We start from the raw sequence: 20,444 nt of genomic DNA, 5'->3' as shown, positions 1-20,444 counted from the left end.
TGTGCCAGGGTTGGCCCATGCTCGACATCAAGGTGGAGACCGAGAACCGGCAGACGTACACCCGCATTTCGGCGCAGGCGCTGAGCGACCTGGTGCACCGGATCGGCGGGGAGGACGACCACTTCCTGGTGATCCAGCGGGTACCGGACCGACCGGGCTGCTATGTGCAGACCTGGCACGAACACGGCGGGGACTACCAGTTGGAGTACCGCGACGGTGTTCCCGAGCGGCACTTCCGGGTGAGGGCCGACTCCCCGGAGCGGGTCGCCGAGGTGATGACGCGCTGGGCGCGCCAGGAGCCGGAGTGGGATGCGGGGATCGTCTGGGAGAGCGCCGGCATGCCCGCCGACGAGCCGGTGCCCGCGATACCCGCGGAGATCGAGGAACAGCTGACGGAGCGGGTCCGGCTGGCACTGCGCTGCGGCTACGGCACGGTGAAGAGCCTGACCGAATTGGCCGAGGACTACCTCGTCGAGGACGGCGTGCATCCGGTGACGGCGGCCCAGGCGCGCCGGCTGGTGGAGCGGCTGTGGCTGGAGCGGGTCGACCAGCAGGAGCAGTGGACCGACGTGACGGACGCGGACCGGTTGGAGCGGGGCTTCGCCCGGCTGGACGGGAGCGGCATCACGGCGCGGGAGCACTTCACCTGCTGCCGCTCCTGCGGGCTGGGCGAGATCCATGCGGACGGCGAGGAGGACGCCCGGGGCTTCGTCTTCTTCCATACGCAGATCACGGAGGCAGCGGCCGGCGGGCACGGGCTCTCGCTGTACTACGGCGGGTTCGACGAGTCGGAGGCGACCACCGTCGCCATCGGGCGGGAGGTCGCGGCGGCGCTCGGTGCGGCGGGGCTGACGGTGAAGTGGGACGGATCGCCCGACCAGGCGATCGAGGTGACCGACCTGGACTGGCGCAAGCGGCTCGTCGGCTGAGAGCCTGTCGGGTGACCTTCGATCGGATAGCGGACGCGGTCTGGTGCGTGCGATTCCAAGGCGGCGGGAAAAGCGCCCCACGGGGGGAGGGGCGAGGTGCGGGCCGGGTGACGACGTGGTGAGGAACGTAACGCGAAGGGTCCGTATCGACGGGTGAGAGAGGCCTGCTGCGCCATCGCGTTGTCTGGTCTAATGGGGGACATGGTCGGCTTCCCGTACACCTCATCAGGCCGCAGCGACCTTGAGCCGTTCTGGCCCTCCCGTCAACATCATGACTTCGACCGGGTGTGTTGCCGCGCGAGGAACGCGCAGGCCCTCTAACGCCGCTCACCCCGGCCTTCGGTCCGCGCGCACGACGCAAGTCCGTCCCTCGACGACTCCTTCGCGCGAAAGAGCTGACCCTCATGGCGAACACTCGTACCTTCTCCGCTGCCGCTGCCACCGCAGCGACCGCTGCGGCCAACCCCTCCGCCGGCTCCGTCCCTCCCAACCGTCACAGGCTGCGCGCCGTCGCCCCCGACGAGGTCGTCCAGCTGGCCGACGTGGCCGACTTCCTGCCGCCGGGCGCGACCTGGCTTCCGGCACCCCAGCACACGGTTCCGGCGCTGCCGGGCCGTCCGCCGATGATCGGCTACCTGGTCCTCGTACCGGCTGACCAGCAGCCCGCCGTCGCAGCCGCGGCCGCCGCGGCGCAGCGCATCGTGCCGGAGCCGCTGGTGACGCCGGGGGCGGGGCCGGTGCGCATCGACAGTGTGCAGCGCACCGCGACAGTGGGCGGGAGCACGCTCGACCTCACATTCCTCGAGTTCGAGCTGCTCGCCCATCTGGTGGCGCACCCGCACCGGGTGCACACCCGCGACCAGTTGGTGACGACCGTCTGGGGTTACGGGCACGTGGGCGACGGGCGCACCGTCGACGTCCACATCGCCCGGCTCCGACGCAAGCTGGGCGCCGAGCACCGGCGGTCGATCCAGACGGTGCGACGCGTCGGCTACAAGTACGCCCCCTGACGGACACGCACGCGAGGGGCCCTGCTCGACCGGTACGCACCCGGACGGGCAAGGGCCCCTTTCCGTGCGGGCGCGGTGGCGTACGGGCGTCACCGCGCGCCCCAGCTGCCGGGACCCTCTTTCCGAGCCGCAGGGCGAGGTCGCGAGGGTGGTGCTGGGTACACCTCTCCCGGGTGGCGAAACGGCTGACGCCGCGGACGCCCGTCGGGTGAGACTGTCCTCGGACCGGCGCTGCCGCGAAGGCCCGACGAGGGGAGAAGGACCATCATGAACGCGATTCGGAGCCGAGTTCGGCCCGCGCTGCTGGCCGCCGGGCGCGGGCTCGTCCTGTCGATCGTCGGCCCGGCCGGGTCGATCAGCCTCTTCGTGCTGACGGTGCTCTCGGTCGCCTTCATTCCGCTGGGCCTGGGACTCCTCACCACCCCGCGGGTGCTCGCCGCGGTCCGCAGGCACGCCAATCAGCGCCGACTGCTGGCGGCGACCTGGGCGGACGTCCGCATCCCGGTCCCCTACCGGCCCGTCCCGAAGAATCTGCGCGGCGGGCCAGCGGGCCAGGTGGAGCGCACCACGCTGATGCTGAAGGACCCGGCGACGCGGCGGGACATCCAGTGGCTGCTGGTCGACATGACGGCCGGCTCCGTGGTGGCAGTCGTGGCCGCCGGGCTGATGTTGTATCCGGTGGAGGGGGTCGTCCTGGCGGCGGGCCTGTGGCGGGTCTTCACCGACGACACCTACTGGTACGGATTCGTGCCGGTCGACAGCCAGGCGACGGCACTGGCCGCCGCGGCGCTCGGTGGGGTGCTCTTCCTCATCGGTCTCAAAGCGAGCGAACCGCTGCTGCGGCTGCACTTCGTGATCGCCCGTTCGGTGCTGGCGCCCACCCATGAGCAGGAGTTGGCCCGGCGGATCGACCGGCTCACCGAGACCCGGCACGAGGCCGTGGACACCGCCGCCTCGGAACTGCGCCGTATCGAGCGCGATCTGCATGACGGCGCGCAGGCCCGGCTGGTCGCCATGGGCATGCACCTCGGCACGATCGAGGCGCTGATCGAGAAGGACCCGGCGCAGGCCAAGAGGCTTCTCGCGATGGCCCGCGAGTCCTCCGCCGAAGCCCTCACCGAGCTGCGCGATCTCGTCCGCGGCATCCATCCGCCGGTCCTCGCGGAGCGTGGGCTCGGGGACGCGGTGAAGGCGTTGGCGCTGCGGCTGCCCATCGAGGCGGAGGTCGACGTGGAGCTGCCCGGTCGCGCAGACGCGCCGGTGGAGTCGGCCGCGTACTTCGCGGTCAGCGAGACCCTGACGAACGCCGCCAAGCACTCGGGCGCGGACCGTCTCCGGGTGGACATCCATCACGCCGACTCGATGCTCCGGATTTCCGTCACGGACAACGGCAGGGGCGGCGCGATCATCGGATCGGGCTCGGGGCTGAGCGGAATCGAACGCCGACTCGGTACATTCGACGGCATCATGGCCGTCAGCAGCCCAGCGGGCGGTCCCACCATGGTGACCATGGAGATCCCTTGCGAGTTGTCCTAGCCGAAGACCTCTTCCTGCTGCGCGACGGTCTGGTCCGGATGCTGGAGGCGTACGACTTCGAGATCGCGGCGGCCGTCGAGACCGGTCCCGAACTTACCCGTGCCCTCGCCGAGTTGGATCCGGACGTCGCCGTGGTCGACGTCCGGCTTCCACCGTCCCACACGGACGAGGGACTGCAGTGCGCGCTCGCGGCCCGCAGGGCCCGGCCGGGACTGCCGGTGCTCGTCCTCTCCCAGCATGTGGAGCAGCTGTACGCCCGTGAACTGCTGGCGGACGGCAACGGGGGCATCGGTTACCTGCTCAAGGACCGGGTCTTCGACGCGCACCAGTTCATCGACGCGGTACGCAGGGTCGCGGCGGGCGGCACCGCGATGGACCCGCAGGTGATCTCACAGCTGCTGTCCCGGCGCGCACAGGACAAGCCGATGGGCGGTCTGACCCCGCGCGAGCTGGAGGTCATGGCGCTGATGGCGCAGGGCCGTTCGAACGCGGCGATCGCCTCGCAGATGGTGATCACGGAGCGGGCGGTGGCCAAGCACACCTCGAACATCTTCGGGAAGCTCGGCCTGCCGCCGTCCGACGACGACAACCGCCGCGTTCTGGCCGTTCTGGCCTACCTGGACCGGGGGTGACCCCGCGCCCCGGGCCGGCGGATCATCCGGCCGAACGCAGGTGCAGCGTGGTCGCCCCCAGGTGCGGTGCGGCCCGGGACTCCAGGACCTTGACCCGTACCGCCGTCGCGGTGACGGGCGAGGCGAGCGGCAGGATGCGCCGGTTGCCGATGGTGGTGCCCTCGGCGATCCGCTGCCAACTGCCGTCGATCCGGGCCTCCACGGCGAACTTCTCGACGCGCTGACCCTGCCGGATGTCCTCACGGACGGCGACCCGGTCGAAGGTGTACGGTCCCGGGCCCCGCGTGCGCCGCACGTCGGTGCCGTAGGTGCTGCGTACGGCCTCGCCGAAGGCGGTCAGTGAAGCGACGTCCGCGTCGGCGATCCGGCCGTCCCGGCCGGGCGTACGAGCGCGGCCGCTGCCGCCAGTGCGAGCGCACTGAGCACGCGGGTGCGTCGTGCCATGACTCCCTCCCCTTCCCGACCCAATTGGTCGGATCTCTCGGGTGTCGACGTGCGCATGCTGCCGCACAAAGAGGCCCACGGGAAGGGTGCCTACAACATACGTCCCATCTCTGTCTTGTTGACCTGACAGCAACTCAGCCGTTGAACCACGCCGCCGCGTCGAGCCGGAACCCACCGGCGGGCGCCATCGCGCGCAGGTCGGACTCCAGGGCGCGCAGCCGCTCGGCCCCGAGCGCCCGGGACCACTCGGCGTGCAGCCGGTCGAACCCCTCGGCGGACCGGACCAGTACGTCGACACCGCGCGGGGTGACCCGGACCAGCTTGCGGCGCCCGTCCTGCGGATCGTCGACACGCTCGACGTAACCGAGACCCTCCAGCCTGTCGACGGTCTTCCCGGCGGCCTGCTTGGAGACGCCGAGCCGTCGGCCGATCTCACTCGCGGTCGCGCCGTCACGGCCGACGGCCTGGAGCGCGAAGCCGTACGCGGGCCGCACGTCGGGGTGACCGCTCTCGGCCAGCTCCCGGTGCAGCTCATCGATGATCGCCCGGAACCCGGCGAACAGGAGCAGGGGCAGCTCGAAGCCCGCAGCATCCCCGGCGGTCGCCGACTCATCGGCTCGCCCTGTCGGCTCAGCCATTGCACAACTCGACAACTTGGTTTACCTTTTCGTCAATCACGTTGTCGAGTTTACCGCGAGAGGTCACCTCATGCCCGCATCCGCTTTCCCCGACCACACCCTCGAATCCGCCTCCTCCGACGCCCGTCGCACCATGAAGGCGGTAGCGGACAAGCAGGGATACCTGCCCGCCGCCGTCGGCCGGCTGGCCACGTCGCCGCAGCTGCTCGACGGCTTTCTGAAGATCAGCGCGATCTTCGAGTCGACCACCTTGGACCCGCTCTCCCGCGAGGTACTGATCATGACGATCGCCACCCGCAACAGTTGCCACATCTGCGTGGCGATGCACACCGCGAAGCTCACCACCCTCGGTGCGGACGCCGACCTCGTCGCCGCGCTGCGCGAGGAGGAGCCACTGCCGCTCCCGGACGAACGGCTGGAATCGGTAAGGCAGTTCACCCTGGCCGTCATCGCCACGGCGGGCGCGGTCGACGATGACACGCTGCAGGCCTTCCTCGCGCACGGCTACACCCACCGGAACGCCCTGGAAGTGGTCCTGGGCATCGGCGCGTACACGATGTCGACGCTCGCCAACCGGATGACCGGCGCACCCGTCGACCCCCAGCTCGCCGCGTTCGCGCCCGCCCCCATGTGACCCGCTTTGCGAATGGAGTTTTCCACGAACTTCCCCTTTCGCTGAACGGCCTCCGAACCACACCCGTATGGAACGTCACGCTTCTCCCTCGAAGCATGAGGAGTTCCATGGGACGCACATCACGCAAACGTTCGACGCTGGCCAACCGGGTCATTGTCGCCTCGGCCGCATGGATTCTGGGCGGGGGTGGCTTGGTCGCGGTCAATGTCTACGCTTCGGCGGGGGAAGGAGCGTCGGGCTCACCCCCCGACCGATCATGGAATGCGGGCACCCGGATGTCCACCATTGACTGCCCCGACGTGGGTGAAGAACTTCCCGACGTACCCGATGAGGCGCGCGGGGAAGTCGACCGCGAACTGGCCGCCATGGATACCCAGATCACCGACGCCTATCAGCAATTCGCCGATCGTAAGGACGAGATGTCCCGCGATCCGAACCTCGCCGAGAATGCAGTGCTCGGACCGCTGAAGGACAAGCGGACGGCCAGCATCGACCGCATCTCGACGGCCATCGAGCGCAACGCGGACCGCCCGCAAAGATTGGACGGGCTGGCCCCGTGCAGTCTGCGCGCCGACGACGGCAACGCCTCCGGCACTGACGGCGGCAGCGGACAGGCCGACGACCAGGGCGCCGACCAGGGCCAGGGCCAGGACGGCAGCCAGGACGGGGGCCAGGGAGGCGACAACGGTCAGGGACAGCAGGGCAACGGTCCCGAGGCTTCCGACTTCGTCGACATCCAGTCCGTACAGCCCAATGTCACCAAGCCCCGCCTACGTCGCGGCGCCTCGCGCGGTACGTTCACCACCGAATGCGGACGTAACGAGAACGGAAAATTCAACCCCGACAACGTCATCGTCGCGCCCGGAGTGAGCAACGGCGCCCACCACATGCACGATTACGTCGGAAATCAGGCCAACGACGCCTTCGCCGGCGATGACGACCTGGCCAACGGTGATACCACGTGCCGCAATCAGGGTGACAGGTCCACCTACTACTGGCCCGTGCTGCGGTTGCAGAACGGGACGGCTGAGAACGACGCGGCTGCCGATGGCGGCGGAAAGGACCAGAACGTCGGGGAGATCCAGACTCCGTCCCAGGTCACACTGAAATTCGTCGGCAATCCCACCGGCAAGGTCACCGCGATGCCGCGATTCCTGCGGATCATCACCGGCGACGCCAAGGCGTTCACCAACGGCGACGCCAACGCCAACGCATCGTGGAGCTGCACCGGATTCGAGAACCGTCAGCTCAAGGACACATACCCGATCTGCCCGGACGGCAGCCAGGTGGTCCGCTCGTTCGCCTTCCAGAACTGCTGGGACGGACAGAACACCGACTCCGCGAACCACCGCACCCATGTCGCCTTCGCCCAGGCCAACGGGCGGTGCCCGAACGGCTTCAAGGCCATTCCCCAGCTGGTCCAGCGCATTGTGTACGACGTGCCGCCGGGCCCCGGTTTCGCCGTCGACTCCTTCCCGGAGCAGCTGCACAAGCCCGTCACCGACCACGGTGACTTCATCAACGTCTTCGACGACAACCTGATGAAGAAGGTGGTGAGCTGCATCAACGGCGGGCGCAGGTGCCGCTGATCCACTCGTTCGGCAGCACCCCGCCCCTCTTGCCTGCGCGGTCAGCTCGTGTGGTGACCGGAGTGCCCTCCCTCGCTCCCTCCACTGCCCCCACTCCCCGAGTGGTGATGCGGCGAGGCGGTCTCCACCGTCCCCCCGAGCCGGCCGCGCAGTGCTGCGACCACGTTCGCCTCACCGACGGCGACCCACTTCCGGCCGACCAGATACGAGCCGCCGTAGTCGTTGGCCTCGTTGATCCACTCGCGCTGCCCGCGGTCGGTCGCGAAAGTCGCGAGCACATAACGCCCATCGTCCGTCGTACAGTTGGCCTGACGCAGTTCGTGCGCGTCGGTCTGGATGTTCGGCTTGCAGTGCGTCTTCGTGGCCAGCTGCTCCAGGCTGCCGGTCACCGTCGGTGGGACGTACGGCTTGTCGTCGCCACCGCCCCCGCCGCACGCAGCCAGAAGAGCCAGTCCCGCAAGGACGACCGCCGCGGTCCTGACCCCGGAACGACGCCCTCCTCGTATCTCCAGCTGCGTCACCATCCGGCCATCGTGCCCCTTCGCACTCCGTCGCGCGGCCGAACGGCCCGATCCGAGTCAACCGTTCGCGGGCCGGGGTGACCATCGCACGATTCGCTCGTTCAGCTGAATGTGCGCCCACTGCCAGAAGAACCGTCCGCCACCGCTCCGGTCGATGTGGAGCAGGCCGAGGCGGCGCTCGTCGAGCACTATCCGCGACTGGTCCGGCTCGGCTACCTCGTCCTGCCGCCCACCCTCGGCCGCAACCGCCGAGTCCTGACGGCGCACTCCCTCGCCCAGCGGTCCTTGCCGCTGGGGCGCCGGACGGCGTTCACGGCCGACGACCGCGTCCCTCTCCCCCGCCGCCCCGCCGATGGGACGGTGGTCGACCCGGGCTATGCGCACGTCCGGCAGCGGGTGGTGAGCACCGCCCTGGAGGCGGGCCGCCCGCTGCGTCGACTGGCCTGGCCGCGCCGGTCGCAGCTCCCGCCGCTCCTCCCTCTGGTGTGGGGTCTGCGCCTGTTCCCGCACTCCGGAGGTGCGGACGAACTCGCCCTGGACCAGGCGCTGTCGGCGCTCTCCGGGCCGGCGCGCGCGGCGTACGTCCTGCGCGGCCTGGAGGGCCTCGCCGCCGGGGAGGTACGTCGGGTGCTCGCCGCCGCAGGAGTGGCGGACCCGCACACGGCGCTGACGGAGGCGGACGCGGTGGCTGCGCCCTACGCGCTCCTGGACTCCACGGAGTTCGACCCCTGTTCCCTGCAGGCCCGCCCGCCTGATCTGCTGCGCCGCCGCCGGCACGCGAAAGCGGCGCTCGCGGCGGTCGCCGCTCTCCTGGTGTGCGGGGCGCTGCTGGGGCTTCCGGGCAACGGCTGGGGCCGGGACCTGGCGTCCGCGCCGCTGTACTCCCGCAACCCGGCGGCCGAACAGGCCCTGGAACCCGCCGCGTTGGCCAGAGTGCCATCCTGGTACTGGCAGCGCTCGCCCCGGACCGACTTCACCGCCTGGCCCACCCGCGGCGACCGTACCGACGACACCCGGCTGCTGCGGCGCGCACTCGCCGTCTGGGCGCGTCCAGGCCCCGCCGTCCGGTCGTCCACGACGCCCGGGACGCCGGTCGGGCCGCCGATGGGCCCCCCGCAGCTGCTGTACGCGGGCGAGGTGGGACCGGCCGCGGTGGTGTTGTTCTACGACGGGCTGCGCATCGTGCGGTACGCGGAGGCTCGCGACGCCGATCCGGCACGGGGCGCGGCGCTCGACTTCGCCCGTGTCGACAGTGCGGACGCGTCCTCCGCCGACGCTCTGATCGTCAGCCGTGGCGGCGGCACGGTCCGCTATCTGACGGCTCCCTGGGTGCGGCAGGTGTCCCTACGGGATCTGCTCGCCCCCGGCCGGGCCGCCCGGCCGCTGCACCGCGACCGGAACGGCGTGACCGATGTGCTGGCGAGCCCGCGGACGGCCGGGGACTGCCGGTCCTGGTCCGCCGTCGAAATGCAGGACGCCACGGCGACACGTCTGCTGACGGACCTCGGCGAACTCGCCCCGGCCCGGCTGACCTCCGGGCCGCCGTCGGCGCCGCACGACGTGTCCGGGCGGGCGGAGCGGGAGAGCTGGGCGCGGACCGCCTGCCTGCTGACCGCGGTGCGATCGCGCGGCGTGCGCTCGGTGAACTCCTGGCCGTACGCGCGGCAGTGGCTGCCCGAGGGCAATGGCTTCGCGCAGTGGCTGTGCACCCGGGCGGAGACCTGGCGCGGCTCGGGAAGCAGGGTCCTCGCCCAGTTCCAGGCCCCGTCGGCGCAGTCCGCCGCCGGTGGTGCGGTGCCGCCCGGGACGGTGGCGGCGCGCGCGGAGGACTCGCCCGCCTGCGGGGAGCGGGATCCGCGGGTGCTGGCGGGCGTGCTGTGGAAGTCGCACGGCGGCCGGTGGTACGTACTGGCGGCGGGCAGCACGGAGTTCGCCTCGCTGACCATATCGGGCGGGGTGGAGGGCCGGGCGCAGGGGCATCTGCTCGCGGTACGGGCACGGGCGGGCGATCGGGCGCGGCTGGACGGGCTACTGGCGGACGGGAGGCGGGTGGGCGCTCTGCGCTGACCATGCCGCCGTGCCGTATCCCGCGATGCACGCCGTGATCCTCCGCTCGGCCGGTTCACGGTGCCCGGCGACGGACCCTCCGGCGTGCCCGCGGAATCAGGACGCGCAGTCACTGCCGGACGTGCGCGCCCCCGATACCTCGGTGGGGAACCTGCACGTGGGAGGGGGTGTCGAGGGGTGGATGGCAACGGTCACGGGAGGGAACGGGGGGGACGGATGGGGGGTACACGAATTGCCTACAGCACTCGGTTCCACGATCGGCGGCATTGCAGCAGATCGGGTGTCTTGGAGCGCGTGGCGCGGTCGTCGACGGTCCTCGGGGGGCGACGGTTGCGGTGTCCAATCCGAGCAGGCGCATCGGCGTCTGCTGCGACAGGAGATCTCTATGCATGTTTCCCGCTTCGCTGCCGCGGTCTGTGTGGCCGCCGTCGTCGTGCTGGGCGGCGGCGGCGCAGCTCAGGCCGCTGCCCCCGGCGCCGCCGGCGGTGCCCACTCCGTGCAGGCCAGTGACGGTCGGCACGGGGATGGCGACCGCCGGGACGACTGGCGCTGGGGCCACGACCGCCGGGACGACTGGCGCTGGGGCCACGACCGCCGCGACCACGGACGCTGGGGCCACCACCGCAACCACGGGCGCTGGGGCCACGACTACCGTGACCGCGAGCGCTGGGGCCACGACTACCGTGACCGCGGCCGCTGGGGCCACGACCAGGACCGGTACCGGGAGTACCGTTCCCGCTGATCCGATCCGAACCGCAGTATGAACTGGGCCCGTGGCGCCCTCCGTCGAGGAGGGCCGCCACGGGCCCGACATCTGCGCCCCGGCTGGGCGCGGCCCGGGAGCCAACCGACGGCAGTCGCTGGGCGACGCTCTCGTCATGGATCGAGCGCGACCTGGCCGAAGCAGGCGCTCGATCGCTGTCGGAAGCTCACCGAACACGACGGACAGCGCCCTCCGCCACCCACCGATCAGCGGCTGCAGGAATTCGCCGCACGCCCCTGTTCCCTCCGCGTACCCATCAGTACATTGACAGCATGTCTAACACGCAGCCAGCGGCGGTCGCGTCGGAGCGAACCGAGCTGAAGGCCCGCAAGGTCTCGTTCGCCTGGGAGAGGACTCCTCTCCACTGGGTGCCGGGCGACCCCTTCAGCACGCACACGATGAATGTGCTCCATCTGCTGCTCCCGGCCGGGGAGCGCTGGTTCATCCACGTGTACCGGCAGGTGCTGCCGTACATCCATGACGAACAGCTGCGGCAGGATGTGATCGGGTTCATCGGCCAGGAAGCCGTGCACTCCCAGGCCCACGACGACGTCCTCCCCCATCTGAAGAAGCTCGGGCTCGACCCGACCCCGTACACCGCACAGGTCGACTGGTTCTTCGAGAAGCTGCTCGGCGACCGGACGCTGCCGCCGGGCCGCGCCCGCACGTGGTGGCTGATGGAGCGGGTGGCGATCATCGCGGCGATCGAGCACTACACGGCGTTCCTCGGCGACTGGATCCTGAACTCCGAGGCGCTGGACCGCAAGGGCGCCGATCCCACGATGCTGGACCTGCTGCGCTGGCACGGCGCGGAGGAGGTGGAGCACCGCTCGGTGGCCTTCGAGGTCTTCATGCATGTCGACGGCGGCTACCGGCGCCGGGTTCGCACCTGGGGGATGGCCTTCTCCGCCCTGCTCTTCCTCTGGCAGCGCGGTGTCCGCTTCTTCATGGGGAACGACCCCAGCCTGCTCGACGGCAAGGCGTCGTTCAAGGCGTTCTACGACAGCGGCAAGCGCGGCACACTGCCCTCCACTCCCGCCCTGCTGCGCTCCATCCCGCGCTACCTGAGTCACACCTACCACCCCTCCCAGGAGGGCAGTACGGCGCAGGCCATCGACTATCTCGCCCACTCGCCCGCGGCACTGGCCGCCGAGGCCCGTATGACGGGAACCCACTGACCATGGCCATGCCCCGCCCCCGCCTGCGCACCGTCCTCCTTGTCACCGGTGCCGCACTGCTCGCCAGGCGCGCCCTGCAGCGCCGCATCGAGAAGTCCCCGCTGTGGCCGCTGCCGGCCCTGGAGGAACCGGTCTCGGGACAGTCCGGCCGCCGCTCCACCACCACCCGCCGACTGCTGATCACCGAACGCACCGCGCCCGCGGACGGCGTGGTCCAACTCCGCCTGGAAGGACCGGACCTGCCCACCTGGCAGCCCGGCGCCCACCTGGACCTCGTACTCCCGTCGGGCCTGGTACGCCAGTACTCGCTCTGCGGCGACCCGGCCGACCCCGACACGTACACGGTCGCGACCCGCCTGGTCGAGGACGGTCGCGGAGGCTCGCGCGAGGTCCACGCCCAGCTCCACGAGGGCGAGGAGATCGAGATCCGCGGCCCTCGCAACCGCTTCCCGCTCGTCGCCGAAGCCCCCGCGTACGTCTTCGTCGCGGGCGGCATCGGCATCACCCCGATCCTTCCGATGCTGCGGGCGGTTGCCGCCTCCGGCGCCGACTGGCGGCTGCTGTACGGAGGTCGCACGCGCGCCTCGATGCCGTTCCTGGACGAGATCGAGAAGCTCGGCACGGAAGGCCGCCGCGTCACGCTCGTACCGGAGGACGAGTCGGGCCACCCGGACGCGGCGGCGGCCGTCACCGGCCTCGCGCCCGGCACAGCGGTCTACTGCTGTGGCCCGGAACCCCTGATGGACGCGGTCACCGCCGCGCTCCCGGCCGACTGCACCCTGCACCTGGAACGCTTCACGGCAGCGGCCACATCACCGGCCGGCTCCGGCGCCTTCGAGGTTGAGCTGCACCGCACCGGGCGTACGGTCCGGGTCGCGGCAGGCCAGTCGATCCTGGCCGCGGTCCGCGAAGAACTCCCGTATGTCTCGTACTCCTGCGAACAGGGCTTCTGCGGAACGTGCCAACAGCGCGTGCTGGAAGGCGAGATCGACCACCGCGACGAACTCCTGACGGACGCGGAGCGCGACGACTCCATGCTGATCTGTGTGTCGCGGTGCCGGGGGGAGCGGCTGGTGCTGGACCTGTAGGGGGAGTTCGGGGCGTGGCCCGCCCGCTCGCCGCGGGTCGATCTTTCGCCCGCCTCGCGCCCCTTGCCCGCGTACGACGCGCGGACCAGCTGGCCGCGCGCCATGGCCTGTCTCGCGGGCGGCGACCCGCGGGCCACCGACGCCCTGCTCGTCTTCGGTGATCTGGAGCACATGGCGCCGACCTTCGGTGCCACCCCCTGGCAGCGGCAGGCCCCCGAACTCGCCCGCCGCATCGCCGCCTTCTGGGCGGACTGGAATGCCGGGCGGAAGACGGAGGCGTTGACGGACCTGCGTGCCTACGCCGAGCGCATCGAGCAGGCACCCGCCGTCATCCGCGGCAGAGCAGTCGAGCAGGGCTTCACCACCGCCGCCGCCTCCTGGCCGGACGCCACCGCACTGTGGGGCAAGGCGATGGTGACCATGATGGACGCACTGGGAGCCCAGGACGCCGGCCAGGCTCAGAAGCTGCTCGACGAGTCGAAGAGCCTCCAGACCCAGGCGCGTGCCGTACGGGTGGTGCCCGCCCGCAACACCCGGGGAAGCGTGCAGCCCAAGGTGGGCGTCCACGGCGTCGGCCGGCCGATGCAGCGGAACGGCCTGAGGTAGGCCGGCAGGATCGGTCCGGTGCACCACCGAGCCCCGTCCAGGCCCCGGTCGGTACGCTGGTGCCATGACGACCGGGGTGCGGCGCAGGATGGGCGTCGATGAGCGCAGGCAGCAGTTGATCGGTGTCGCGCTGGAGTTGTTCAGCCATCGCGCCCCCGACGACGTCTCCATCGATGAGATCGCTGCCGCCGCCGGGATCTCCCGGCCGCTCGTCTACCACTACTTCCCGGGGAAGCAGAGCCTGTACGAGGCGGCACTGCGGCGGGCGGCCGACGAGTTGGCGGGCCGGTTCCTGGAGCCGCGTGAAGGCCCCCTGGGGGAACGGCTGTTGCGGGTCATGGGACGGTTCTTCGACTTCGTGGACGAGCACGGGCCCGGGTTCTCCGCGCTGATGCGGGGCGGGCCCGCAGTCGGGTCGTCGACGGCGAACGCGATGATCGACGGGGTGCGGCAGGCGGCGTACGAGCAGATCCTCGCCCACCTGGGGGTGGAGGAGCCCCCGGCGCGGCTGGAGTTGGTCGTACGGTCGTGGGTGTCGCTGGCCGAGTCGACGGCGTTGATCTGGCTGGACGGGCGGCGGATTCCGCGCGCGGAGCTGGAGATGCAGCTGGTGCACGACTTCGCGGCGCTGGCCGCGGTGAGTGCGGCGTACGACGCGGAGATGGCGGGCATCGTGCTGCGGGTCCTCGCGGAGGAGCCGGTCGACGGGCCGTTCGGAGATCTGCTGGCGCGGCTCTCCGCCTTCTCGCCCGCCGTACCGGCTGTGCCGTCGCAGCGGCCTTCCTGACGACGGTACGGGTCAGCGCTTGCGGTAGGACGCGTCCAGGTCGCGGGTCTCGGCCGAGGCGTGGACCGTGAGGTCGTCGGCGGGCTTGATGTGCGCGGCCAGCAGCTCCAGTACGGACTCGGTGAGCTGTGCCTTGATCTCGTCGGAGCGGCCGGGCAGCAGGCCGATCGAGATGTGCAGGATGGCGTCGCCGGTGACGGCGTCGGCCACGACGGACTCGTCGACCCGACGGAAGCGGGTCTTGCAGGCGGCGACCTTCGTGGTGACCGTCTCGGCGACCAGCGGGTGCAGGGCGAGCGCGAAGCCGCGGCGGTCGAAGGTGTCGTCGAGTTCGGCGGAGTAGTCGACGGTGATCTGCGGCATCTGGGGCTCCGGGGTGCGGTACGGACCGTTGTCAGAGCTCACCTTTACGGTGATCGCCATGACCGCACAAGGGAATTCGCTGCTCACCCTGGGCCCCCGAGGTGGTGGGAGGGACGCGCCGGGGAGTGCGCGATGCGGCTCACTCCCCGGCGGCTGCCCTCAACGTGGTCCGGTACGGGTCACCGCAGGGAGAACACGGCCACCGTGCGTCCCGGGACGGTGAAGCTTCCCGAACTCCTCTCGTACGAGGCCTTCTTGACAGTAGGATCCGCCCCCGCGGCCTGGACGGGGTGCAGGGCGTAGTCCTTCCCGGCCAGATCGGCCACCTGCTGGTGCTCGGTGCCGGGGGTCGCGTTGAGGACGATCACCAGCTTCCCGAGGCGCATGGTGATGACCCCGGGCGTCTCGTCCTTCCCGGAGAGCGGGAACGACAGGGCGGACTGCACCTGCTCGGTGGTGGAAAGGTTGAACTCCTTCTCCGTCGTGCGAATGCTGAGCAGGTCCTGGTACGCGGCGGACGCGCCGTCGATCTGTGCGCAGCCGGGGCTGAGCGCGGTGGCGGTCAGCAGCGGCTTGGCGTAGGACCACTTGGCCTTGTTGTCGGCCGCGAGCGGCAGTCCGCGGCCGAAGCCGTTGCCGTCCCGGCAGTCCCAGTGCAGTGCGTTGAACCAGTCGCCGCTGTCGTACGAGTTGCGGTCCAGCGACTTGGAGCGCAGCAGATCCGTGCCCGCCTGGGAGAGCGACGGGCCCTGCGACAGCGTGGCGGTCGCCATCGCCAGGACCTGCATCCTGGCCCGGTCGGCGGCCGAGGTGCCCGCCGGGAGCTTGAAGGCGAGGGCGTCGTACAGCGTCTCGTTGTCGTGGGCGTCGGCGTAGGCGAGGGCGTCGCCGGGGACCGCTGCATATCCGGCGGGGGCCCCGTTGTAGTCGACGCCGGAGCCCTTGACCGTACGGCCCGAGGAGTCGGTGAAGGTGTAATCGGCGAGGTTGCCGGTCAGGCCGACCTTGATCAGATCCTGGTAGTGGAGCAGCCGGGCCTTCTGTTCGGCCGGGGTGCCGTTGGCGGTCGAGGAGTTGGGGTCGGTGTAGAGGCCGCTGGCGAAGCCCTGGACACCGGGGTCCTCGTCGAACGGGCTGCCGCCGCGGACGGCGTCCCGGGCCCGGTCGGAGAAGGTGGCGATGCCGGTGCCGGCCATGTTCTTCTGGGTGGCCTGGACGAAGCGGGCGTCGTCGGCGATCTCACCGAAGTTCCAGCCCTCCCCGTACAGGATGATCTTCTTCCCGTCGACGCCGTCCTTGGCCACGGTCAGCGCGTCGAGCGCCTTGCGGACGGCAAGGATGTTGGCCTTGGGGTGGTGCCCCATCAGGTCGAAGCGGAAGCCGTCGACCTTGTACTCCTTCGCCCACGTGACGATCGAGTCGACGACCAGCTTGCCCATCATGGTGTTCTCGGGCGCGGTGTTGGCACAGCAGGTGGACGTGGCGACGGTGCCGTCGTCCATGAGCCGCTGGTAGTAGCCGGGCACGATCCGGTCGAGGACGGACTTGTCGTCCTGGCCGGAGGCGACGGTGTGGTTGTAGACGACGTCCATGACGGTCCGCAGTCCGGCACCGTTCAGCCCCTGGACCATCTGACGGAACTCGACGGTGCGCCTGGTGCCGTTCGGATCGGAGGCGTACGAGCCCTCCGGGACGGTGTAGTGCAGCGGGTCGTAGCCCCAGTTGAACCCGTCGTTCGCGGCGGCCTTCGCCACGCAGGCCTGCTGCTCCTCGGAGTCGGGGGCGTACACGGACAGGTCGCAGGAGGGCTTCTGCTGGGCCGACTTCTTCTCGGGGATGGTGCCGATGTCGAAGGCGGGCAGCAGATGGACGTAGCTCGTGCCGGAGTCGGCGAGCTCCTTGAGGTGCTTCATCCCGTCGGAGCGGGTGTCGGTGAAGGCGAGGTATTCGCCGGGGTGCTGGGACGTGGGGTCCGCGATCGAGAAGTCGCGGATCTGCAGCTCCTGGATCTGGGCGTCGCGAAGCGGGACGGCGGCGGGCTTCCTCAGCCCGGCCCAGCCCTTCGGTGCGAGCCCCGGGGCGTCGAGGTCGACGACGAGGCTGCGGGCGGAGTCGGTGGTCAGGGCGGTGGAGTACGGGTCGGTGACCTTGTTGGTGACGATCTTCTGGACGGTGGGCGCCCACACCTTCACCAGGAAGCGGTACGGCTTGCCGGTCCACTTCGCGGTGCCGGTGACCGACCAGACGCCGGTGCGGTCGTCGCGCCGCATCGGGACGCTCCTACCGTCGAGTTCCAGGGCGACGGTCTGCGCGGTGGGGGCCCAGACGGAGAGCGTGGGCCGGCCGTGGTCGAAGACCGGGCCGAGCGCGGCGGTGCTCGCGTTCTTGCCGTACAGGTCGTCGAGCGCACCCGCGCTCTGTACGCCGGTGGCGGCGAGCAGGGCGCCGTTGGCGGCGCGCTGGGTGGCGATCAGCTGGCCGCGCAGCGCCTCGCGGACCCGGTCCCGGTCACGCGGGTCGACGGTGAAGGCCGGGTAGTCCTTGAGGTGGGGATACTTCGCCTTCTGCGCGTCGGTCAGCGCGGACGGGCTGAGCCGCAGCCACTGCCCCTCGTCGGTGAGGGCGCCGTCGGCGACGGAGATCCCGCCGTCCTTCGCATAGACGAGCTGCTCGCTGGTGGCGTCGGTGGCCTTCACCTTCCAGACGACGGTGCCGGAGTCGATCCACTGCGCCTCGGCCTTGGTGAGGTCGGGAGCGGGCATACCGCCGGTCTGCGGCAGCAGGTAGCCGGGCTGTCCGGCGACCATCCACACCTCGTGGTCGTACGTGGCGAGGTCGAGGGACTGGTCGCTGGGGAGGTCCTTCTCGTCGCCCTTGTGAAGGATGTAACTGAGCGAGGTGGCCCCGTCGGTGAGCGGGACCTCGAAGGTGATGCCGTAGGCGTCCTTCTTCACCGGCTGGAGCGGCTTCGCCCAGTCGGTGGGGTCCTTCGCGCCGGTCCAGGTGTGCAGTCCCCAGCCGTCGTAGTTGCCGTCGGCGCGGTGGTAGTGCAGGACGGCCTTCGTCCTGTCCTGCGCCGGGTAGGCGCCCTCGGGGGCCGTGTCCGACTGACCGTCCTTGCCCTGCTCGATCCAGACCTGTCCGGTCTTCGCGAGCTCGACGGTGCGCTGCGGACCGTCGGCCGTGCCGTCCTTCTCGACCGTGTACGGGACGGAGGAGGTGCCCTCGTCGAGCTTGATCCAGGCGAAGGCACCGTAGGCGTCGCGCCCGGTGAACTCGGCGGACTTGTCTCCGGACTCGATCGTCCAGCCGTCGTAGTCGCCGTCCGCGCGCTTGTAGTGGACGACGGCGTAGTCGCGCTCGACGGCGACGGGCTTCTCGGCCACCGGGGCCCGGCCCGCGGTCGTCGAGGCGAGGGCGCTCGCGGTGCGTCCGGCACGGTCGACCACAACGGCCTTGTAGCGCAGCGGCGTTCCTGCCGCCACGGTGTCGTCCAGGTGTTGGGTGATCCTGTACGGGGCGTGGTCGGCGGATCCGAGGGTGACCCACCTGCCATTGCCGGTCTGGGCGGCGAAGACGACCCGGTTCAGCGATCCGCCGTCGGTGTCCGCGGAGATGTCGACGGTGCCGGTGGCTCCGGCCGCGGGCGCCTTCAGCGTGATCGAGGGCTTGGCGGCCGGGGCGCCAAGAGGCTTCTCGGCACGCAGCACGATGCTGGAGAGGGCGGGCACGGTGACGGTGATCTTCTTGTCGGCGTCGCTGCGGACCGTACCGGAACCGCCGTACAGCGTGCGGAAGTTCATCGCGGCCGACTCGGTGGACAGCTCGACGGTCTTCGCCTCGGTGCCGTTGTTGGTGGCGACGACGTACTCGTTGGCGCGCTTGGGGTCCGTACGGGAGAACGCGTAGACGGAGCCTTCCGCGTACCGCTCGGTCTGGACGCCGTCACGCAGGGCCGCGTTCTCCTTGGTCAGCTCGGAGAGTGCGGCGATGTTCCGGTACAGCGGGTGGCCGGTGTCGTACGCGTCGGAGGCATGCGTACGGTCGGTGCCCAGTTCGTCGTCGTCGAGGTAGTCGGCGGTCTTCGAGGCGAACATGGTCTGGCGGGCGTCCTTGTCGCCGCCCGCGCCGGTGAAGCCCTGCTCGTCGCCGTAGTAGATGACGGGGTTGCCGCGGCTGAGGAACATCAGCTCGTTGGCGAGGCGGGCCCGGTCGAGCAGCTCGGCGTCGTCGGCCTTCGGGTTGTCCTGCTTCAGGAACGCGCCGATGCGGCCCATGTCGTGGTTGCCGAGGAAGGTCACCTGCTCATAGGCATTGGCCTTGTCGGTGGTGTAGCGGTAGTCGTCGCCGAAGACAGCGGCGAGCTTCGAGGCCGGAGCGCCCTGCGAGGCGTACTGCCGGGCCGCTTCCTGGAACGGGAAGTCGAGCGTCGCGTCGAGCCTGCCCCGGGTGACGTACGGGGAGGTGATGGCGGTGTCGGCGGAGTAGATCTCGCCGAACATGAAGAAGTCGTCACGTCCGTGCTGGGCGGCGTAGGCGTCGAGGGCGGTCGCCCACTGGGTCCAGAAGTCCAGGTCGACGTGTTTGACCGTGTCGATCCGGAACCCGTCGATGTCGAAGTCACGGACCCACTTCTCGTAGATCTTCTCCATGCCGGAGACGACCTCGGGCCGCTCGGTCCACAGGTCGTCGAGCCCGGAGAAGTCGCCGTACGTGGTGGACTCGCCTGCGTACGTCGAGTCGCCGCGGTTGTGGTACATCGTCGGGTCGTTGAGCCACGACGGGATCTTCGTTCCGGTGTTCTTCGGGGTGTACGGGAACGAGTCGGCGTCGACCTTCGCCAGGCCCTTGCTGTCGTCGAAGGGGCGGCCGTCCCTGTCGAGGTAAGGGTAGGCGCCCTTCGGCTTGTAGCCGTACTTCTTCTCGGCGTAGTCGACGGTGTCCGCGGTGTGGTTGGTGATGACGTCGAAGAAGACCTTCATGCCCTTGGCGTGGGCCCTGTCGATCAGCTTCGACAAGTCGGCGTTGGTACCGAAGTGCGGGTCGACCTGGGTGAAGTCGGTGATCCAGTAGCCGTGGTAGCCGGCCGAGGCATCCTTTCCGGCGCCCTGGACCGGGCGGTTCTTGAAGATCGGGGCGAGCCAGATGGCGGTGGTGCCGAGGTCCTTGATGTAGTCGAGCCGGTTGGTCAGGCCCTTGAGGTCACCGCCCTGGTAGAACCCCTTGTCCGTGGGGTCGTAACCGGTCTCCAGGCGCGAACCGGTGAGTCCGCCGCGGTCGTTGGAGGTGTCTCCATTGGCGAACCGGTCGGGCATGACGAAGTAGAACTGCTCGCGGGTCAGGTCGTGCCGGGCGGGCTCGGCGGCGAGCCGGGCGTCCGACGGCGGGCCCGGGGGTCTCGGCGCGGCGGAGGTGGCTGCCGCCGGGACGACGGGGAGGAGCGCCGCGCACAGTGCGGCTACGGCTCCCCGTCGGAGGAGGGTACGGGACACGGGGCAGGGTCTCCTTGGTTGCGGGGGTTGCAGGGTTCTCGGGGTGGACGGAGGCGTGGGGGCCCAGGGGGCGGGGTGCACCAGGGGACGGGGTGCACCAGGGGACGGGGTGCACCAGGGCGTCTCCTCGGACGCCGCAGGATCCCCGATGCGGCACCGGGCCCCGG

General features: G+C 70.5%; 16 protein-coding genes and 1 pseudogene. 12 read left to right on the top strand and 5 right to left on the bottom strand.

The window, feature by feature from the left end; translation table 11 throughout:
• Positions 1-17 precede the first annotated feature (17 nt).
• From OG395_RS36585 to OG395_RS36570, 4 genes are all read left to right on the top strand, one after another.
• Complete coding sequence (locus OG395_RS36585; RefSeq protein WP_327246757.1) at positions 18-929, top strand: DUF6891 domain-containing protein; 912 nt, start codon at positions 18-20, stop codon at positions 927-929.
• Between the two features lie 404 nt (positions 930-1,333).
• The gene (locus OG395_RS36580; protein WP_327246756.1) at positions 1,334-1,939 is read left to right on the top strand and encodes a winged helix-turn-helix domain-containing protein; all 606 of its coding nucleotides are present in this window, start codon (positions 1,334-1,336) and stop codon (positions 1,937-1,939) included.
• 267 nt (positions 1,940-2,206) lie between these two features.
• On the top strand, positions 2,207-3,475 hold the full coding sequence (locus OG395_RS36575) for a sensor histidine kinase (RefSeq protein ID WP_327246755.1): 1,269 nt from the start codon (positions 2,207-2,209) through the stop codon (positions 3,473-3,475).
• Positions 3,460-4,107 carry a response regulator transcription factor gene (locus OG395_RS36570; RefSeq protein WP_327246754.1) on the top strand — a complete coding sequence of 216 codons (648 nt, stop codon included), beginning with the start codon at positions 3,460-3,462 and terminating at the stop codon, positions 4,105-4,107. The genes OG395_RS36575 and OG395_RS36570 overlap by 16 nt, the downstream gene beginning before the upstream one ends.
• A gap of 22 nt (positions 4,108-4,129) precedes the next feature.
• On the opposite strand, the pseudogene OG395_RS36565 reads toward OG395_RS36570, so the two are convergent.
• Positions 4,130-4,489: pseudogene (locus OG395_RS36565) on the bottom strand (alpha-L-fucosidase); the annotation flags it as partial.
• A 196-nt stretch (positions 4,490-4,685) separates the two neighbouring features.
• Positions 4,686-5,189 (bottom strand): MarR family winged helix-turn-helix transcriptional regulator, encoded by a 504-nt coding sequence (locus tag OG395_RS36560; protein WP_327246753.1) that lies wholly within the window; start codon positions 5,187-5,189, stop codon positions 4,686-4,688.
• Between the two features lie 70 nt (positions 5,190-5,259).
• Between OG395_RS36560 and OG395_RS36555 the strand changes: the two genes are divergently transcribed.
• Both OG395_RS36555 and OG395_RS36550 read left to right on the top strand, forming a co-directional pair.
• Positions 5,260-5,823, top strand: coding sequence for a carboxymuconolactone decarboxylase family protein (locus OG395_RS36555; RefSeq protein WP_327246752.1), 564 nt, complete (start codon positions 5,260-5,262; stop codon positions 5,821-5,823).
• A 107-nt stretch (positions 5,824-5,930) separates the two neighbouring features.
• Complete coding sequence (locus OG395_RS36550) at positions 5,931-7,412, top strand: DUF1996 domain-containing protein (RefSeq protein ID WP_327246751.1); 1,482 nt, start codon at positions 5,931-5,933, stop codon at positions 7,410-7,412.
• A gap of 41 nt (positions 7,413-7,453) precedes the next feature.
• On the opposite strand, the gene OG395_RS36545 is transcribed toward OG395_RS36550, so the two are convergent.
• Positions 7,454-7,936, bottom strand: coding sequence for a hypothetical protein (locus OG395_RS36545; protein ID WP_327246750.1), 483 nt, complete (start codon positions 7,934-7,936; stop codon positions 7,454-7,456).
• Between the two features lie 108 nt (positions 7,937-8,044).
• Between OG395_RS36545 and OG395_RS36540 the strand changes: the two genes are divergently transcribed.
• The 6 genes from OG395_RS36540 (at position 8,045) to OG395_RS36515 (ending at position 14,422) form a co-directional block, all read left to right on the top strand.
• Positions 8,045-10,000: a hypothetical protein gene (locus tag OG395_RS36540; RefSeq protein ID WP_327246749.1), complete on the top strand. Its 1,956-nt coding sequence runs from the start codon at positions 8,045-8,047 to the stop codon at positions 9,998-10,000.
• A gap of 385 nt (positions 10,001-10,385) precedes the next feature.
• A complete protein-coding gene (locus OG395_RS36535; RefSeq protein WP_327246748.1) occupies positions 10,386-10,742 on the top strand; it encodes a hypothetical protein in 357 nt (118 codons plus the stop codon).
• 293 nt (positions 10,743-11,035) lie between these two features.
• Positions 11,036-11,941: a metal-dependent hydrolase gene (locus OG395_RS36530; RefSeq protein WP_327246747.1), complete on the top strand. Its 906-nt coding sequence runs from the start codon at positions 11,036-11,038 to the stop codon at positions 11,939-11,941.
• Between the two features lie 8 nt (positions 11,942-11,949).
• Positions 11,950-13,029, top strand: a complete 1,080-nt coding sequence (locus OG395_RS36525; protein ID WP_327249568.1) for a PDR/VanB family oxidoreductase — start codon at positions 11,950-11,952, stop codon at positions 13,027-13,029.
• A gap of 63 nt (positions 13,030-13,092) precedes the next feature.
• Complete coding sequence (locus tag OG395_RS36520; RefSeq protein WP_327246746.1) at positions 13,093-13,635, top strand: hypothetical protein; 543 nt, start codon at positions 13,093-13,095, stop codon at positions 13,633-13,635.
• 64 nt (positions 13,636-13,699) lie between these two features.
• The gene (locus OG395_RS36515; RefSeq protein ID WP_327246745.1) at positions 13,700-14,422 is read left to right on the top strand and encodes a TetR/AcrR family transcriptional regulator; all 723 of its coding nucleotides are present in this window, start codon (positions 13,700-13,702) and stop codon (positions 14,420-14,422) included.
• Positions 14,423-14,434: 12 nt separating this feature from the next.
• On the opposite strand, the gene OG395_RS36510 is transcribed toward OG395_RS36515, so the two are convergent.
• Positions 14,435-14,785: a 5-carboxymethyl-2-hydroxymuconate Delta-isomerase gene (locus OG395_RS36510; protein WP_327249567.1), complete on the bottom strand. Its 351-nt coding sequence runs from the start codon at positions 14,783-14,785 to the stop codon at positions 14,435-14,437.
• Positions 14,786-14,964: 179 nt separating this feature from the next.
• Entirely contained in the window at positions 14,965-20,277 is a 5,313-nt protein-coding gene (gene pulA / locus OG395_RS36505) for a pullulanase-type alpha-1,6-glucosidase (protein ID WP_327246744.1), read from the bottom strand.
• Positions 20,278-20,444 lie beyond the last annotated feature (167 nt).

The sequence above is a fragment of the Streptomyces sp. NBC_01320 genome (assembly GCF_035974375.1).
GTDB classification, from domain to species: Bacteria; Actinomycetota; Actinomycetes; order Streptomycetales; family Streptomycetaceae; genus Streptomyces; species Streptomyces yanii.
The sequence above is the reverse complement of the archived record's forward strand: the minus strand, read 5'-3'. Positions and strand labels throughout refer to the sequence as shown.

Excerpts from the sequence above, each read along its gene's own strand:
- OG395_RS36585 (WP_327246757.1), top strand. The coding sequence starts at position 18 with ATGCTCGACATCAAGGTGGAGACCGAGAACCGGCAGACGTACACCCGC.
- OG395_RS36580 (WP_327246756.1), top strand. The coding sequence starts at position 1,334 with ATGGCGAACACTCGTACCTTCTCCGCTGCCGCTGCCACCGCAGCGACC.
- OG395_RS36575 (WP_327246755.1), top strand. The coding sequence starts at position 2,207 with ATGAACGCGATTCGGAGCCGAGTTCGGCCCGCGCTGCTGGCCGCCGGG.
- OG395_RS36560 (WP_327246753.1), bottom strand. The coding sequence starts at position 5,189 with ATGGCTGAGCCGACAGGGCGAGCCGATGAGTCGGCGACCGCCGGGGAT.
- OG395_RS36555 (WP_327246752.1), top strand. The coding sequence starts at position 5,260 with ATGCCCGCATCCGCTTTCCCCGACCACACCCTCGAATCCGCCTCCTCC.
- OG395_RS36550 (WP_327246751.1), top strand. The coding sequence starts at position 5,931 with ATGGGACGCACATCACGCAAACGTTCGACGCTGGCCAACCGGGTCATT.
- OG395_RS36545 (WP_327246750.1), bottom strand. The coding sequence starts at position 7,936 with ATGGTGACGCAGCTGGAGATACGAGGAGGGCGTCGTTCCGGGGTCAGG.
- OG395_RS36535 (WP_327246748.1), top strand. The coding sequence starts at position 10,386 with ATGCATGTTTCCCGCTTCGCTGCCGCGGTCTGTGTGGCCGCCGTCGTC.
- OG395_RS36530 (WP_327246747.1), top strand. The coding sequence starts at position 11,036 with ATGTCTAACACGCAGCCAGCGGCGGTCGCGTCGGAGCGAACCGAGCTG.
- OG395_RS36525 (WP_327249568.1), top strand. The coding sequence starts at position 11,950 with ATGCCCCGCCCCCGCCTGCGCACCGTCCTCCTTGTCACCGGTGCCGCA.
- OG395_RS36515 (WP_327246745.1), top strand. The coding sequence starts at position 13,700 with ATGACGACCGGGGTGCGGCGCAGGATGGGCGTCGATGAGCGCAGGCAG.
- OG395_RS36510 (WP_327249567.1), bottom strand. The coding sequence starts at position 14,785 with ATGCCGCAGATCACCGTCGACTACTCCGCCGAACTCGACGACACCTTC.